The organism is Ostreiculturibacter nitratireducens (genome assembly GCF_032670585.1).
Lineage (GTDB): Bacteria > Pseudomonadota > Alphaproteobacteria > Rhodobacterales > Rhodobacteraceae > Ostreiculturibacter > Ostreiculturibacter nitratireducens.
The window spans coordinates 143,423-158,214 of record NZ_JAVQHL010000002.1 but is presented as its reverse complement, the minus strand read 5'-3'; the positions used below and the strand labels follow the sequence as shown (position 1 = coordinate 158,214).

Below are 14,792 nucleotides of genomic sequence, written 5' to 3'. Positions count from 1 at the left end.
CATGATGCGGTCCGGTGCTGCTGCGCAGCATCCGCCGTCCTTTCCGCGATGACGGGGGAAATGGTCCGTATTCCAGCCTGATCATCGACCGGGCCCTCGACGGGTCCAGGTGGGCCGGGTCAGGACCGGAACGCTGGCGCTGGGCTTCCGACAAGGCTGGAGGCCGCGCCTTGACCCATTGAGAGCCCGCGCCCATGCAACAAGGCGCAACGCCTGTCGGCAACGATTCGCCGATCCGTTTTGAAGATTGTTGCGTGCGCGGAGTCTTGCTTACACCTGAACGGGTATTTTCATTCTGAACTCAACCCAAGGAGGAGCAATAGTGCCTTTTTTCGCACAATCGAAATGATTCGCTCGACCCATTGAGGTGGATCAATGTAGAAATAAGGCGAGAAGATGGTAGAACTAAGAAAAATTGGGAGATTTTTAATCTTTGGCGGCCGATTGGCCCGACCTGCGCCACGGGCCTCTGGACGTCAAAATTCGCGTTTTGTTCCTCAGTGGGGGGGTTATCATGACTGTAAGTTACCGGAACTACGAACTGAATTCTGAGCCTGTGTCCAGTGCGGCCGTAGTTCCGGCCCGCCATCAAGGCCCCTATGCACGTTATGGCAAGCGAGCTGTTGACATCGTCCTCGTGCTTCTCGCCCTGCCGGCCGTGGTTCCGATGGTTCTCCTGTTTGCGGTCATCATCGCCCTGGATGGGCACAACCCCTTCTATACCCAAAGCCGCGTGGGGCTGAACAACAGGGTTTTCCGGATGTGGAAGCTCCGGAGCATGGTACCGAACGCCAAGGAGAAGCTCGGCCAGTATCTGAGTTCGAACCCCGCTGCACGTGCAGAATGGAACGAGACGCAGAAACTGAGGAACGATCCGCGGATCACGGCCATTGGTGGCATAATCCGCAAGTTCTCGATCGATGAACTGCCCCAGCTCTGGAACGTGCTCAAGGGCGACATGAGCATCGTTGGCCCGCGTCCGATGATGACCGAGCAGCGCTGTCTCTATCCCGGGAAGGCCTACTACCGGCTTCGTCCGGGGATCACCGGCCCGTGGCAGGTGTCCGAGCGCAACCAGACCTCGTTCGCGGCGCGCGCCATTTTTGACGAAGACTACGAGAAGTCCCTCACGGCCAGGACCGACCTGCAGCTGATGCTCAAGACCGTATCGGTGATCATCCGCGGCACCGGCTGCTGAGCCCGACCGAGGCTACTCCAAAGAGACTGCGCAGGTTTGCAGTGCCGGGCCTGCGCGGATTCCAGCCCTAGAAGGCCCCGTTTGTTGGCGGAAATCCACCATTTCCCGGTGAATCCGGGCGATGGGGCGGATTCTTGTTTACTGATCCGCCGTTTTGCGCGAATAAACTTGTCAAAATGGCGCATGATGTGATCAAAAATCAGTCGTCCACTTGCCCGAACCCCACCGGGGCCAAGCTGGGTAGAGGTGTCGCAACCATGGGAGCAACCGGTCGTAGTTTCATAGCCGAAAAGGCCGACCTGGCGATCAAAGCCAGAGCGCGACGGCAACACGATGTCTGGGCCGCCAAGAAGAACGCCAAAGTGAACCCGAATACATCGCCCACAGCAGACGCGGAAAAATCCACCGAAACGGTTCAGGAAAAGGCCTCTTCGGTTGGTAGTTTCGTTCTTGTGGGCGCCGCCGCATTTCCAGGGATCATCGTCGTGAGCCTGCTTCTCGGCTACGGGCTCCTGACATCCCTGCTTCTCGGGCTCGTATTGGCGTCACCGGTGACCCTGGTCACCCTGTTGCTGGCCAGCCTGCTACGCCCGAACTGCCGATAACCGGAAACTTCTGACACGCCCGCCAATCGCCCCGAACAGGATCGGGGCGAATCAGAGCCGAGCGGAGCTTCGCGAAATTCCCGCCAGTTCAGCGTGCAGTGCGCGTATCCATGGAATGAGCCACAGACGGGCCCGCCGACTTGCCCTGGAAGGGTGATCCTTCGAACCGATAGAGCAGCAAGGCGATGGTGAAGGCCGCCGACTGCACCAAGAGTTCCCCGCCATCCTCGACCCAGTTCAGGACTCTCTTCACCTTTCCGCCGAAGAACTCGTGCAGCATGTCGACGCCGATGCCAAACACGATGAAACCGGCCAGAACGACGGAATACGTGAAGAACACGGCCCAGGTCCCCGGATGCCGTTCCAGCAGGCTCCAGGCAAACGGAACGATGAGAGCTACAGCAACGATGGCCCAGGCCAGCAGTTCGCCGGTGTCCTGCGCGCGCAGCCCGTGCAAGGCCGGGAGGTTCAGCCTCTCGACGAGGATAGCGCCGACGTATTCATGGTAGAAGAACGCGTCATCGAGAACGGCGAACAAGAAGAAGACTGCCCAGAAGACGAACATTCTCACCGAGAACCTGCCGTAGCAGCCCAGCAGCAGGATCGCCGTCGCCAATGTGAGCCCGTAGCCGAAGATCTCCGGAATGCTTTGGTCCATGTAGACCGCAATCCACTCATAGCCCGGCATCGGCATCTGCCGGACGTAACCCACGAAGTCGACGATCACGGTCGCGATGATGAACACAACAGACAGGATGAAGGCCCAGTTGCAGAGCTGCCGAGCGCGCGCATCTGACCGATAGGCTCCGATCAAACTGCCGAAGAGGGAGAAAGCATTCATGATACCCGCCGTAATCTGAACTACACACAATCGCGTGGCAAAATCGCCACAGAGTAATTCAGCGACATTGTCACAAAAATGACAAGTAGTTTCTGATAAGTTTCGCGGCCTGCGATCGGTGGCAGGCTTCAGTCGAGCCGCGCGAGCGGGTTCACGCAGCCATATTCATAGGGATCGGGCATATAGAGATACCGGGCGACCGCTCCCGGATCCTTGCGGGCTTCAAGGTAATCCGTGCCCATAAGCACTGCGGCGATAAGTTCGGTTTCGAACCGATCGTAGGAACCTTCCCAGATGCTGTTGATCAACCCGCGGCCGCCACCTGGCAGGTAGACCCATAACGCGCGCGCATTCCAAAGGAAGAACCGCCGGGAGAAGGGATTGATCTCCTGGTAGAAAGCCGCGAAGTCCCGCGAGAACCGCGCCAGTTCCTCGGGATCCATCTTCAGATCGGGAAACCGATCCCGAAGGAACCTCTCGATGAAACCCGCATCGGAATAGCGAAGCAGAGGGAAACCCGGAATGGCGGCGAGGAGGGCCAGGGCCCCGGCTCCAATCAGAAAACGGCGTCGACGGGTTGCCTTCTCGGGGGGATCACTCAAGACCTCGGAACGGTTTGCCATCACATCCTCTCCGCAGAACGGGTTACGAGCGCACAGGTGGTAAGGGTCGGATTTGCGGGCGAGCCCGTAGGGAACACGGAATTGCCGACCACGTAAAGATTGCGGACGTCGTGGTGGATCATCTCCCGGTCCAGGACGCTGGTTGCGGGATCGGTCCCGAAGGCCGTTGTCCCCTGCGTATGGCCTTCGGTCGGGTTCAAGGGCAGATACTCGATCCGCTCAACCGGGAGGGACGACAGCACTTTCGGCAACTCGGCCTTCACACGCTCGATGCCGCGGTAGAAATACTCGCTCTGGCTCTTGTAGCGGATCAGCGGCCGCGTCTCGTCCTCCGGATCGACGACGACCCGATTGATTTCCTGGGGCAGGTCCTCGACGACGATGTAGAGCTCGCTGATCTGAGTCCAGCGATCGAAGTCCGGTCGAAACCGCGGGACGTTCCAGCCCTCGAGCAAGGCGGCCCCGGCCGTTCTTCGATGTTCGCCATCATATAGCATGTAGCCATGGCCCGTGACCGACGTGCTCCCGTTGTTTCCCTCCATCCCGTCGTAATAGATCAACGCACGGACGGACCCCTGCTCGTGCAGCCCCTGGCCGACCGGTCCGGAATCGAGCCCGGAACGGAGAAGCAGGTACGGGTTGAAGATCGCGTTCGCGCCCACGACCACCGTGTCCCCGGTGACCCGGTGCTCTTTCCCGCCTTCGGAGTAAACCACGCCCTTGGCGACGCCCCCCTCGACATCGACCGACAGAACTTGCGCTTCAGTCTTCAGAGTGACCCGCGGGTCCGCATAGACCTCCCGCATGCCGTTCATGATGGTGAACTTCGCATCGACCGGGCAGATGTGGCAGACGCCGTTCGCGCAGCACTGGTTCCGGGTATCGAGCGGACGGCTCGCCCGGGCCGTGGGCTGATTGAAGTACTGGTCCGAAAACGCGGCCTTCAACGCATAGTCCGGATCGGTCATGCGATGCGGCGGAAGCGGATAGGGCGTCATTTTCGGGAATGGGCTGTCCGTCGGCCCCGAGATCTGCATGTATTGCTCGATCTCGGCGTAGTAGGGGACCAGGTCATCGTAGGACAGCGGCCAATCCTGGCCGACGCCGTAACGGGTCCGCATCTCGAAGTCGGAGGGCAGCATGCGCGGCGTGCCGGCCCACCAGCAGTTGGACCCTCCGCCGAAACCGATGGTGAAGAGCCATGACTTCGTGAAGCCATCCCTCGGCTCCGTCTCAAGCCGGTATGTGTCTGCAGCGACGATCGGGCTGTTCCGACGATCGGCGACCTGCTTTTCGTGGGGGTATACCGGACCACGTTCCAGAACCAGGTACCGGGCGCGACTTGGGCCGACCTGCAGACGCTTGCGCAGGAAAAAGCTGCACGCAAATCCGCTCCCAACGAAGACTATGTCATAGTCAGCCATCTCAACCCTTTCCTTCTTCCGCCTTGCCGCCACACAGCGGAACGAGAACAAGCAACTTCTTCAATCGCGCTCCCGCGGCCTATTGCCGAAACCGGGCAGAGGCCCGGCTGGCCGACCGATCGCGTTCAAACGCCTTCTCCCGAATCGCGGGCAAACGCCCGCTCGTATCTGGCCTCGGGCCATACGCACAGCACCCCGGTCCCGACGCGGCCCAGAAGTTCCGCGTCGTCCTCGTGGTCAGTCACGAACACGGCCGAATCGAGCGCCGGCCCCGAAAGCCGTTCCTCCGCCGCGCGCTTCTTGCCCTTCGCCCTCCAGAAACCACCATGCGTGATCGGCGCCGCGATGAGTTCGGCCTCTCGGACGCGGAGGCCGCTTGCCAGCGGCGCGATCAGGATGCGGAACCCGTTCGAAACAATCACGACCCGCTCCGCCCGATGCGCGAGGATCAGATCCTCGAGCGGCGCATTCGCGAATTGGGCGCCTATGCGGCGCGCGATACGCCGCCAGCCGAGGTAGCTCCACGGCATCAGGACAAGGATCGCGGAAACACGCATCCAGTCCTTGAAGTGCTGGCCCCGGCGGCGCCCGAAGAGAACGCGCCATGGTCGAGCCAGATCCAGCATCCTGAGCAACGTCGCCGCGACGAAGGCCGGTCGCGCCTGGCTGAGGAATTCCTCGGTGGAATTGCGCAGCCAAAGCGTCTCGTCGAAGTCGACGAGAAACAGCGACCTGCCGGCCCCTTCAAGAACACCACTCAACTCCTCAGGCCTGAGCCTGAAATACTCCGACATACAGAGGCCCTGTCCCGTTAACAGGCAAAGGCTACAGTGATGACGGCGACCATCTCAAGACCGGATCATGTCAATGCTGGGGCCGCTCACGCGGTTATGACACCCCGGAAAAAGCGCTGGAAAACCGGATTGAACGAACTGGACCCGAGAAAAGCACCGGACCTGGCGCAACGATGGGCCGCGCCGCGGCAAGGAGCATCAGCCGATCTGGCCCCGGATGCCCCCGGTCTGACCGCGGTCCAGAAGGATGTGGTCGAGGATGACCGCGGCCATCATCGCCTCGCCGACCGGCACCGCGCGGATCCCGACGCAGGGGTCGTGGCGGCCCTTGGTGATCACCTCGGTGTCCTCTCCGGCGATGTTGACCGTCTTGCGCGAGGTGAGGATAGACGACGTGGGTTTCACCGCAAATCGGACCACGACATCCTGCCCGGTGGAGATGCCGCCGAGGATGCCGCCAGCGTGGTTGGTCGAGAAGACGGGGCCATCGGGACCCATGCGGATTTCGTCGGCATTCTCGACACCGGTCAGCGCGGCGGAAGCCATGCCCTCACCGATCTCCACACCCTTGACGGCGTTGATCGACATCATCGCCGCGGCGAGGTCCGTGTCGAGCTTGCCGTAGATCGGCGCGCCAAGACCGGACGGAACGCCGCGGGCGACGACTTCGATCACCGCACCGACGGAGTTCCCGTCCTTGCGGAGCGCGTCGAGATACTCCGCCCAATCGGCCGCCGCGTCGGGGTCCGGCGTCCAGAAGGGGTTGCGCTCGATCTCGTCCCAGTCAAAGCGGCTCCGGTCGATCTTCCTTGGCCCCATCTGGACCATGTAGCCGGTGATCGACAGGCCCGGGACCAGCGCCTTCAGCGCCTCGCGGGCCACGCCACCCGCCGCCACACGCGCCGCGGTTTCCCGTGCCGAGGACCGTCCGCCACCGCGATAATCGCGGATACCGTATTTCTGCCAATAGGTGATGTCGGCGTGGCCGGGCCGGAATTTCTGCGCGATGTCGCCGTAGTCCTTCGAACGCTGGTCGGTGTTCTCGATCATCAGCTGGATCGGCGTCCCGGTCGTGCGGCCGTCGAAGACGCCTGACAGGATGCGGACTTCGTCAGGCTCCCTCCGCTGGGTCGTGAACTTGCTCTGCCCGGGCTTGCGGCGATCCAGCCAGTGCTGGAGCATCGGCTCCTCCAGCGGGATGCCGGGCGGGCAGCCGTCGACAACGGCGCCAAGCGCCGGACCATGGCTCTCGCCCCAGGTCGTCACGCGGAAGAGGTGGCCGTAGGTGTTCAGGCTCATGAGCAGGCTCCTTTGCCCTGCGGCATAGCGGCGGCGCGGGCGCGGCTCAAGGGATTTCGCCTTGCGGGGAGCGCGCGGAACGCTATGTTGCACGCTACCTCGGGGTGCCCCGGACGGCCTTTGCGCCGGGGCTGAGACGCGTCAAGCGAACCCGTTGAACCTGAACCGGTTAAAACCGGCGGAGGGAAGGTCGGGCGCATTGCCACTCCCATCTCCGCCCGCCGGACCATTGGAGGATGAGAGATGAGACTTCCCCTGGTGATCGCGGGTGTCCTGGCGGCCGTTCCGGCCATGGCGCAGGACAAGCCCGTGCTGACCGTCTACACCTACGACAGCTTCGTTTCCGACTGGGGCCCTGGCCCGGCGGTCGAAAAGGCTTTCGAGGAATTCTGCGGCTGCGACCTGAAACTGGTCGCCGCAGGCGACGGAGCCGCTCTCCTGTCGCGGATGCAACTCGAAGGCGCGTCGACGGAGGCCGATATCGTCCTTGGCCTCGACACGAACCTCACGGCCGCCGCGGCCGCGACCGGGATCTTTTCCGATCACGGGCTGGCCGGCGTCGACTACGATCTGCCGGTCGAGTGGGACGACCCGATGTTCGCGCCCTATGACTGGGGCTATTTCGCCTTCGTCTACGACAAGACGAAACTGGCGGAACCGCCCGCGGACTTCGAGGCGCTCGCCGCGTCCGACGTCAAGATCCTGATCGAGGATCCGCGTTCCTCGACCCCGGGCCTCGGGCTCCTCCTGTGGGTGAAGGCGGCCTATGGCGATCGCGCGGCCGAGATCTGGTCGGCCCTTGCCGACAACATCGTGACCGTGACGCCGGGCTGGTCGGAGGCCTACGGCCTCTTCCTCGAGGGCGAGGCGGACATGGTCCTGTCCTACACGACCTCGCCAGCCTATCACCTGATCGCTGAAAGCGACGACACGAAGGCGGCGGCGCCGTTCAGCGAGGGTCACTACATGCAGATCGAGGTCGCGGCGAAGGTCGCCTCGACCGATGAAAGCGAACTTGCTGACCGGTTCCTCGCCTTCATGGTTTCCGACGACTTCCAGAAGGTGATCCCCGAAACGAACTGGATGTATCCGGCCGTGACGCCCGAAGGCGGGCTGCCGGGCGGGTTCGAGACGCTGATCGCGCCCGAGCGCGCGCTCCTCTACCCCGCTTCCGAAGCGGAGCGGGCGCGGGAGGGGGCTCTCGAGGAATGGCTCGCCGCGCTCAGCCGATAGCCGCGCTGTCGGCGGCGGTCGTCCTCGCGCTGACGCTCGGGACGCTCGCCGCCGTCTTCGCGCGCGCCAGTGGCCTGCCCGAGCTCGGCCCGGCCGACCTGGCGGCGCTGCGCTTCACGATCCTGCAGGCCACGTTGTCGGCCATCCTCAGCGCCGCACTCGCCGTGCCTGTGGCGCGCGCGCTGGCGCGCCGCAGGTTTCCCGGACGGGGCATCCTCATCACGCTGCTCGGCGCCCCGTTCATCCTTCCGGTCATCGTCGCGGTCCTCGGCCTTCTCGCGGTCTTCGGCCGCGCGGGGCTCTTCAACCGTGGGCTCGAGTTCCTGGGCCTGCCGCCGGTGACGATCTACGGACTCCAGGGCGTCGTCCTCGCCCATGTGTTCTTCAACCTTCCGCTTGCGACGCGGCTCATCCTTCAGGGATGGCTGTCGATCCCGGCCGAGAGGTTCCGGCTTGCCGCCTCGCTTTCCATGGGGCCGTCCGAGATCGCCCGATTCCTCGAAAGACCCATGCTGCGGTCGGTCCTGCCGGGCACCGTCACGGCGATCTTCCTCATCTGCCTCACCAGCTTCGCCGTCGCCCTGACGCTTGGCGGCGGGCCGCGCGCGACGACGATCGAGCTCGCGATCTACCAGGCCTTCCGGTTCGATTTCGATCTGGGCCGTGCGGCGGCGCTCGCCTCGGTGCAGTTCGTTCTCTGCCTTCTCGCCGTTCTGCTCGCCGGCCGCGCGGCGCGCGAGACCGGGTTCGGCGCGGGCCTCGACCGCCAGGTGGAGCGCTGGGACGCCGGATCGGTCTGGCTCAAGGTGCAGGATGCGGCCGCCCTGATCCTGGTTTCGATCTTCCTTCTTCTGCCTCTCGGCGCGCTCCTCGAGGCGGGGCTTCCCCGGCTTGCCACCCTGCCCGCACCGGTCTGGGAATCGGCGCTGCGTTCGCTGGCCGTTGCCGTTAGCTCGGCGGTCCTGATATTGGTTCTGGCCCTCCCGTTGGCCCTCGCCGCCGCCGGGCGACGGCAGGCCGGGCTCTGGGAAATTTCCGCGATGCTTCCGCTCACGGCTTCGTCGCTGGTCACGGGCACCGGGCTCTTCATACTTCTGAGGCCCTTCTTCGCGCCGGGTGACGTGGCGCTTCCCGTCACGGTGCTCGTCAATGCCGCGATGGCGCTTCCTTTCGCATACAGATCGCTTCTGCCGCCCGCCCGGGATGCCGAGACGGATTTCGGAAGGCTCGCCGAAAGCCTCGGCATGACGGGTCTCGCCCGGCTCCGCCTTGTCACGCTGCCGCGCCTGCGCCGTCCTCTTGGTTTCGCGCTTGGGCTGACGGCGGCCCTTTCGATGGGCGATCTGGGCGTCATCGCCCTTTTCGCGGGCGAGGAGACGGCGACCCTGCCACTCCAGCTCTACCGCCTGATGGGGGCGTACCGGATGGCGGACGCGGCCGGCGCCGCGGTCCTGCTTCTGGGCCTCAGCCTTGCCCTGTTCTGGGTCTTCGACCGCGGAGGACGTGTGAATGCTCGCGCTTGAGAACATTTCCGTCACCTGGGACGATTTCACGTTGACCGCCGACCTCGCGGTGGAGGCGGGTGAAACCGTGGCGGTGATCGGCCCGTCAGGCGCGGGGAAATCGACGCTCCTTGCCGCGATCGCGGGGTTCCTTCCGCTCGTGTCGGGACGCATCACCTGGGAAGGGCGGGATCTGTCGCCGCTTTCGCCAGGGGATCGCCCGATTTCGATCCTGTTCCAAGACCAGAACCTCTTTCCGCATCTGACGATCGCCGAAAACATCGGGCTTGGGCTGAACCCGGCCCTTCGTCTCACCGCCGGTGACCGCGCGCGGGTCGAGCAGGCCCTCGAGAGGACCGGCCTTGCAGGGCTCGGCCATCGCCGTCCGGGTCAGCTTTCCGGCGGCCAGCAGAGCCGCGCCGCGCTCGCGCGCGTCCTCCTGCGGGCGCGGCCCCTGTTCCTGCTGGACGAGCCCTTCTCCGCCCTCGGTCCGGCGCTCAAGGCCGAAATGCTGGACCTCGTTGCAGAGATCGCGGCGGAAACCGGGGCTACTGTTCTCATGGTCTCACATGATCCGGGGGACGCGCGGCGGATCGCTGCCCGGACGATCCTCGTCGAAGGAGGCCGTGCCCATCCGCCGGAGCCTACGGGCAGGCTGCTCGATCACCCGCCCGAAAGCCTGCGCGCCTATCTCGGAAACTGAAAAGGGCGCCCCGGAAAGGGGCGCCCTCTGTCTGATCAGGCGTTACCTGTGCCCGAGGGCTCAGACCAGCTTCTTGCCCTTGTGCGGCGCCCAGAGGCGCTTGTTGGTCAGGTACAGCAGCACCGCGAGCAGTGTGAGCATGAAGACACCCACGAAGCCGGCATGCTGGCGTGCCATCATCTTGGGTTCAGCCGCCCACATGAGGAACGCCGCGACATCCACGGACATGTGGTGCACGTCGGCCTCATGCCCGTCCTGGTAGGTCACCAGGTCGTCCGACAGCGGAGGGGGCATCGCGATCCAGCCGCCGGGGAAGGCGGTGTTTTCCCAGTAGGTCGTGCCCGCCTCTTCCTTTTCCTCGCCGGTGTAGCCGGTCAGGATCGAGACGATGTATTCCGGCCCGCCCATGCCGCGGAAGAACTGGTTCAGACCGGTGCCGTAGGGCCCGTGGAAGCCCGCCCGCGACTTCGCCACGAGACTGAGGTCAGGGGCATTTTCCAGTGCCGAGACCGGGAAGTGGTCGGTCGGCTTGCCGGGACGGTCCTCGCCGGTTTCCTCGTCGGTCACCGTGAACTGTTCGGCATAGGCGCGGACCTGGTCTTCCGGAAGCGCCGGGCCGCCCTCGTCGGCGAGGGTGCGGATCGGCACGTACTTGAGCCCGTGGCATGCGGCGCAGACCTCGGTGTAGACCTGAAGGCCGCGCTGCAGCTGGAACTCGTCGAAGGTCCCGAAGGGGCCTTCGAAGGAGAAGGCCACGTCCTCGATGTGCTGTTCGCCCTCGGCGGCCAGAGCCACCGTTCCCGACAGTGCGAGGACGGAGAGGGCGGTGATTGCGATCTTTTTCATCATCGTCCGGTCCTTTCCGTCACTCGGCCGCATGCGCCTTGGCGCCGTAATGGGCATTGAAGTCTTCCTCGATGGTCGCGGGCTGTGGCGCCGGCTTCTCGATCACGCCGAGGATCGGCAGGAGGATCAGGAAGTAGGCGAACCAGTATGCCGACGCGATGAGCGAAATCCAGGTATAGATCCCCTCAGCCGGCTGGGCGCCAACCCACATGAGGACGACGAAGTCGATCGCGAGAAGCGCGAACCACCACTTGAACATCGGACGGAAGCGGCCCGAGCGGACCGAGGACGTGTCGAGCCACGGCGCCAGCGCCATCACGAGGATCGCACCAAACATCGCGAGCACGCCGAAGAACTTCGCGTCCACGATCCCGAAGGTGATGAACTGCACCAGTTGCACCAGCCAGACGTCGCCGGTGAAGGCACGCAGGATCGCGTAGAACGGCAGGAAGTACCATTCCGGAACGATGTGCGCGGGCGTCGCGAGCGGGTTCGCCTCGATGTAGTTGTCGGGGTGGCCAAGGTAGTTCGGCATGAAGCCGACGATCGCGAAGAACACCGCGAGGACGATGGCCAGCGCGAAGAGGTCCTTGATCACGAAGTAGGGCCAGAAGGGCAGCGTGTCCTTCTCGGCCTCGGCCTTCGAGCCGCGCCGCACTTCCACGCCGGTCGGGTTGTTGTTGCCGGTGGTGTGGAACGCCCAGATGTGGACGGCGACGAGCGCGGCGATCACGAAGGGCAAGAGGTAATGCAGCGAGAAGAAGCGGTTCAGCGTGGCGTTGTCCACGGCCGGGCCGCCGAGCAGCCAGGTCTGGATCGACTCGCCGATGCCCGGGATCGCGCCGAAGAGCCCGGTGATAACCGTGGCGCCCCAGAAGGACATCTGGCCCCAGGGCAGAACGTAGCCCATGAACGCGGTGCCCATCATCGCGAGGTAGATCAGCATGCCGACGATCCAGGTGATCTCGCGCGGTGCCTTGTAGCTGCCGTAGAAGAGGCCGCGGAAGATGTGGATGTAGACGGCGAGGAAGAACAGCGAGGCGCCGTTCGCGTGAAGATAGCGGATCATGTGACCGCCATTCACGTCGCGCATGATGTGCTCGACAGAGGCGAAGGCCAGGTCGACATGCGGCGTGTAGTGCATCGCCAGGACGATGCCCGTGACGATCATGTGCACGAGGCAGTAGGCAAGAACGATACCCCAGATCCACCACCAGTTGAGGTTCTTCGGGGTGGGGATCATCAGCGTGTCATAGGCAAGCGCCACGATCGGCAGGCGCTTGTGTAGCCACTTTTCGAAGCCCGACTTGGGCTCGTAATGGTCGTGCGGAATACCAGCCATTGGAAGCCCCCTCAGCCAAGAAGAATCGTGGTTTCGTCAGTGAATTGCGCGATCGGAACGTCGAGGTTCCGCGGCGCCGGGCCTTTGCGGATCCGGCCGGCCGTGTCGTAGTGCGAGCCGTGGCAGGGGCAGAACCAGCCGCCGAATTCGCCGGCGCCGTTGCCGAGCGGAACGCAGCCGAGGTGGGTGCAGACACCCATCATCACCAGCCATTCGCCCGCTTCGTCGAGCGTGCGGTTCTCGTCCGAGGCGTCGGCGCCCGGCTTGTTGGCGTTTTCAGCCGACGGGTCGATGAGTTCATCGAGCGCAACGCCGCGCGCAGCGTCGATTTCCTCTTGCGTGCGGCGCCGGATGAACACCGGCTTGCCGCGCCATTTGACGGTCAGCTGGGTGCCCTGTTCGACACCGCTGATATCGACATAGATCGACGACAGCGCCTGCACGTCGGCAGACGGATTCATCTGGTTGACGAGCGTCCATCCGGCGGCACCGGCCGCGACCGCCCCGGCACCGGCCGTGGCGTAGTAGAGGAAATCCCTCCGGGTGCCTGCATGATCATCTGCGTGGGACACGAGTAGTTCTCCTTCCTTGGCCCGTCTACAAGTGGCCAACATCCTCACCGGGCCACGGTTTCCCGCAGCCTTCCCGCGCGGCTTTTAGCGGCCAATGCCGCTTCCGTCCAGCAGACATTCAGGCTACGGGAAAACCCTGACTGAAGTGTCGCATTGTGGCATTACTCAGCGACTTCTAAGGAGCCGGCTGGCTATGGCCCGCTGCAGGAGTTTTTCGATGAAAGTCATCAACAGTTTTTCAGTTGCGGCGACCTTCGCGTTGACCGCGCTTTCCGCCGCGCCTGCCATGGCGGAGTTCGAGATCGGCCTCTATGGCGGCGTCCAGACAGCGCCGCACAGCACTGTCGAGAATTCCGTCCTTGGCGACGAATTCGTGAAGTGGAAAGGCAAGTCCTTCGCGATGCCGCCCTACTACGGCATCCGGGCGACCTGGTGGCGCAACGAGGCGTGGGGCTGGGGTCTCGAGGTGAACCACGCCAAGGTCTATGCCGATGATCCGGCGAGCCACGGTTACGACCGGCTCGAATTCACCGATGGCCACAACATCGTAACGGCGAACGTCTGGCGGCGCTGGCAGAATGACACCCGCTGGACGCCCTATGTCGGCGCGGGCCTCGGCGTCGCGATCCCGCATGTAGACGTTCAGCCCGCGGGAGAGGCGCACACCTATGGCTACCAGGTGACGGGCCCCGCCGTGCAGCTGGTCGCGGGTGCGAGCTACCAACTGAACGAGCGCTGGGCGGTCTTCGGCGAGTACAAGGGCACCTACAGTTCGAACAAGGCCGACCTCGATTCCGGCGGGACGCTCAAGACGGACATAGTCACGAGCGCCCTGAACATCGGCGTGAGCATGAAATTCTGATCGCCGGTTCGGCGGCTGAGCCGGCAGAGGCGGCTCAGCCGACCGGAACGGTGGCCTTCATGCTGTCCCGCTGGGCGAAATCCTCGTACCAGCCGGCAAGTGCGTCTCGTCCCTTGCGCCAGTCCCGCGCTCCGTGGCGGAAGTCGAGATAGCCCAGGGCGCAGCCCATCGCGATCTGACCCATGTCGATATGCCCGGCGAGATGGCTCATCCAGCGTTCGCCGATCGCGTCGAGCGACCGCGCGATCTTCGCCCACTGGCCTTCCGTCCAGCCCGCGAAACGCTTTTCCTCCGGGCGCACCCGGGTTTCGTAGAGCATCAGAACCGCCGCATCGAGGATTCCGTCGGCGGTGGCTTCAAGCGTCAGCGTCTCCCACAGCCGCGGCGCGGCGGGATAGAGACGCCCTCCGATCCGGTCGTCGAGATAGCGGCAGATCACCCGGCTGTCGTAGATCGCCGGACCGTCGGCGCGTTCGAGGACGGGGATCTTGCCCAGCGGATTCTGTGCCAGCGGCATGCTGCCCGCGTCGACGGGGGTGCCGGTGGCCGGGACCAGGGTCACGTCGCCCTCCTGCCGGGTCTCCTTCAGGAGAACCATGACCTTGCGGACGAAAGGCGACGTCGGGGAATGGTAAAGCCGCATCAAACCCTCCGAAGCCGAATGCGCCCGATCGCGGCGGCGTCTATCTCGAGGCCGCGGTCGCCCCAGCGGAACACGCGGCGGAACCGGGCGGCAGCGTTCTTCTGATCGCGGTCCCTCGCGCTGTGGACGGCAATGCCCTCGTCCGTGTCGTCGAGGGCGTCCTCGGCCCGCTGGTCGGTGCGGCCCTTGCGGATGCTTCGCCGAACGGCATAGGCGGCGAGCGCGACAGTGCCTGCGCGCAGGGCGAAAGCAGCGGCGGGAGCCAGTGGCAGGGGCATGACGAAACCTCCCTTATCCTTGGGCTT

16 protein-coding genes and 1 riboswitch are annotated in these 14,792 nt (G+C 64.2%); of the genes, 6 read left to right on the top strand and 10 right to left on the bottom strand.

The window, feature by feature from the left end; all coding sequences use genetic code 11:
- Positions 1-514: 514 nt before the first annotated feature.
- Together ABCN56_RS08055 and ABCN56_RS08050 are read left to right on the top strand one after the other, a co-directional pair.
- Complete coding sequence (locus ABCN56_RS08055) at positions 515-1,198, top strand: sugar transferase (RefSeq protein WP_343080292.1); 684 nt, start codon at positions 515-517, stop codon at positions 1,196-1,198.
- A gap of 134 nt (positions 1,199-1,332) precedes the next feature.
- Positions 1,333-1,803, top strand: a complete 471-nt coding sequence (locus ABCN56_RS08050; RefSeq protein WP_343080291.1) for a hypothetical protein — start codon at positions 1,333-1,335, stop codon at positions 1,801-1,803.
- Positions 1,804-1,891: 88 nt separating this feature from the next.
- Here ABCN56_RS08050 and ABCN56_RS08045 read toward each other — a convergent pair whose 3' ends face one another.
- The 5 genes from ABCN56_RS08045 to aroC form a co-directional block, all read right to left on the bottom strand.
- Positions 1,892-2,644, bottom strand: a complete 753-nt coding sequence (locus ABCN56_RS08045) for a hypothetical protein (RefSeq protein ID WP_343080290.1) — start codon at positions 2,642-2,644, stop codon at positions 1,892-1,894.
- Positions 2,645-2,772: 128 nt separating this feature from the next.
- Positions 2,773-3,267, bottom strand: a complete 495-nt coding sequence (locus ABCN56_RS08040) for a hypothetical protein (RefSeq protein ID WP_343080289.1) — start codon at positions 3,265-3,267, stop codon at positions 2,773-2,775.
- A complete protein-coding gene (locus tag ABCN56_RS08035; RefSeq protein WP_343080288.1) occupies positions 3,267-4,691 on the bottom strand; it encodes a GMC oxidoreductase in 1,425 nt (474 codons plus the stop codon). The genes ABCN56_RS08040 and ABCN56_RS08035 overlap by 1 nt, the downstream gene beginning before the upstream one ends.
- Before the next feature lie 125 nt (positions 4,692-4,816).
- The gene (locus tag ABCN56_RS08030; RefSeq protein WP_343080287.1) at positions 4,817-5,485 is read right to left on the bottom strand and encodes a haloacid dehalogenase-like hydrolase; all 669 of its coding nucleotides are present in this window, start codon (positions 5,483-5,485) and stop codon (positions 4,817-4,819) included.
- A gap of 198 nt (positions 5,486-5,683) precedes the next feature.
- Positions 5,684-6,784 (bottom strand): chorismate synthase, encoded by a 1,101-nt coding sequence (aroC, locus tag ABCN56_RS08025; RefSeq protein WP_343080286.1) that lies wholly within the window; start codon positions 6,782-6,784, stop codon positions 5,684-5,686.
- Between the two features lie 90 nt (positions 6,785-6,874).
- A riboswitch (TPP riboswitch) is annotated at positions 6,875-6,988 on the top strand.
- 39 nt (positions 6,989-7,027) lie between these two features.
- On the opposite strand from aroC, the gene thiB reads away from it, so the two are divergent.
- The 3 genes from thiB to ABCN56_RS08010 are packed head-to-tail and all read left to right on the top strand — an operon-like array spanning position 7,028 to position 10,222.
- Entirely contained in the window at positions 7,028-8,017 is a 990-nt protein-coding gene (gene thiB / locus ABCN56_RS08020; RefSeq protein ID WP_343080285.1) for a thiamine ABC transporter substrate binding subunit, read from the top strand.
- Positions 7,993-9,540, top strand: coding sequence for a thiamine/thiamine pyrophosphate ABC transporter permease ThiP (locus ABCN56_RS08015; protein ID WP_343080284.1), 1,548 nt, complete (start codon positions 7,993-7,995; stop codon positions 9,538-9,540). Before thiB ends, ABCN56_RS08015 begins: the two co-directional genes overlap by 25 nt.
- Positions 9,527-10,222 (top strand): thiamine ABC transporter ATP-binding protein, encoded by a 696-nt coding sequence (locus ABCN56_RS08010; RefSeq protein ID WP_343080283.1) that lies wholly within the window; start codon positions 9,527-9,529, stop codon positions 10,220-10,222. Before ABCN56_RS08015 ends, ABCN56_RS08010 begins: the two co-directional genes overlap by 14 nt.
- Positions 10,223-10,282: 60 nt before the next feature.
- Here the strand turns inward: ABCN56_RS08010 and ABCN56_RS08005 are convergent, their stop codons facing one another.
- From ABCN56_RS08005 to petA, 3 genes are read right to left on the bottom strand one after another with little or no spacing between them, the layout of a single operon-like run.
- Complete coding sequence (locus ABCN56_RS08005) at positions 10,283-11,071, bottom strand: cytochrome c1 (RefSeq protein ID WP_343080282.1); 789 nt, start codon at positions 11,069-11,071, stop codon at positions 10,283-10,285.
- 16 nt (positions 11,072-11,087) lie between these two features.
- On the bottom strand, positions 11,088-12,410 hold the full coding sequence (gene petB, locus ABCN56_RS08000; protein ID WP_343080281.1) for a cytochrome b: 1,323 nt from the start codon (positions 12,408-12,410) through the stop codon (positions 11,088-11,090).
- Positions 12,411-12,421: 11 nt separating this feature from the next.
- Positions 12,422-12,982 (bottom strand): ubiquinol-cytochrome c reductase iron-sulfur subunit, encoded by a 561-nt coding sequence (gene petA, locus ABCN56_RS07995; protein WP_343080280.1) that lies wholly within the window; start codon positions 12,980-12,982, stop codon positions 12,422-12,424.
- A 217-nt stretch (positions 12,983-13,199) separates the two neighbouring features.
- On the opposite strand from petA, the gene ABCN56_RS07990 reads away from it, so the two are divergent.
- On the top strand, positions 13,200-13,844 hold the full coding sequence (locus ABCN56_RS07990; protein ID WP_343080279.1) for an outer membrane protein: 645 nt from the start codon (positions 13,200-13,202) through the stop codon (positions 13,842-13,844).
- 34 nt (positions 13,845-13,878) lie between these two features.
- On the opposite strand, the gene ABCN56_RS07985 is transcribed toward ABCN56_RS07990, so the two are convergent.
- Positions 13,879-14,487, bottom strand: a complete 609-nt coding sequence (locus tag ABCN56_RS07985; RefSeq protein WP_343080278.1) for a glutathione S-transferase — start codon at positions 14,485-14,487, stop codon at positions 13,879-13,881.
- Complete coding sequence (locus tag ABCN56_RS07980) at positions 14,487-14,765, bottom strand: hypothetical protein (RefSeq protein ID WP_343080277.1); 279 nt, start codon at positions 14,763-14,765, stop codon at positions 14,487-14,489. The genes ABCN56_RS07985 and ABCN56_RS07980 overlap by 1 nt, the downstream gene beginning before the upstream one ends.
- Between the last annotated feature and the right edge of the window lie 27 nt (positions 14,766-14,792).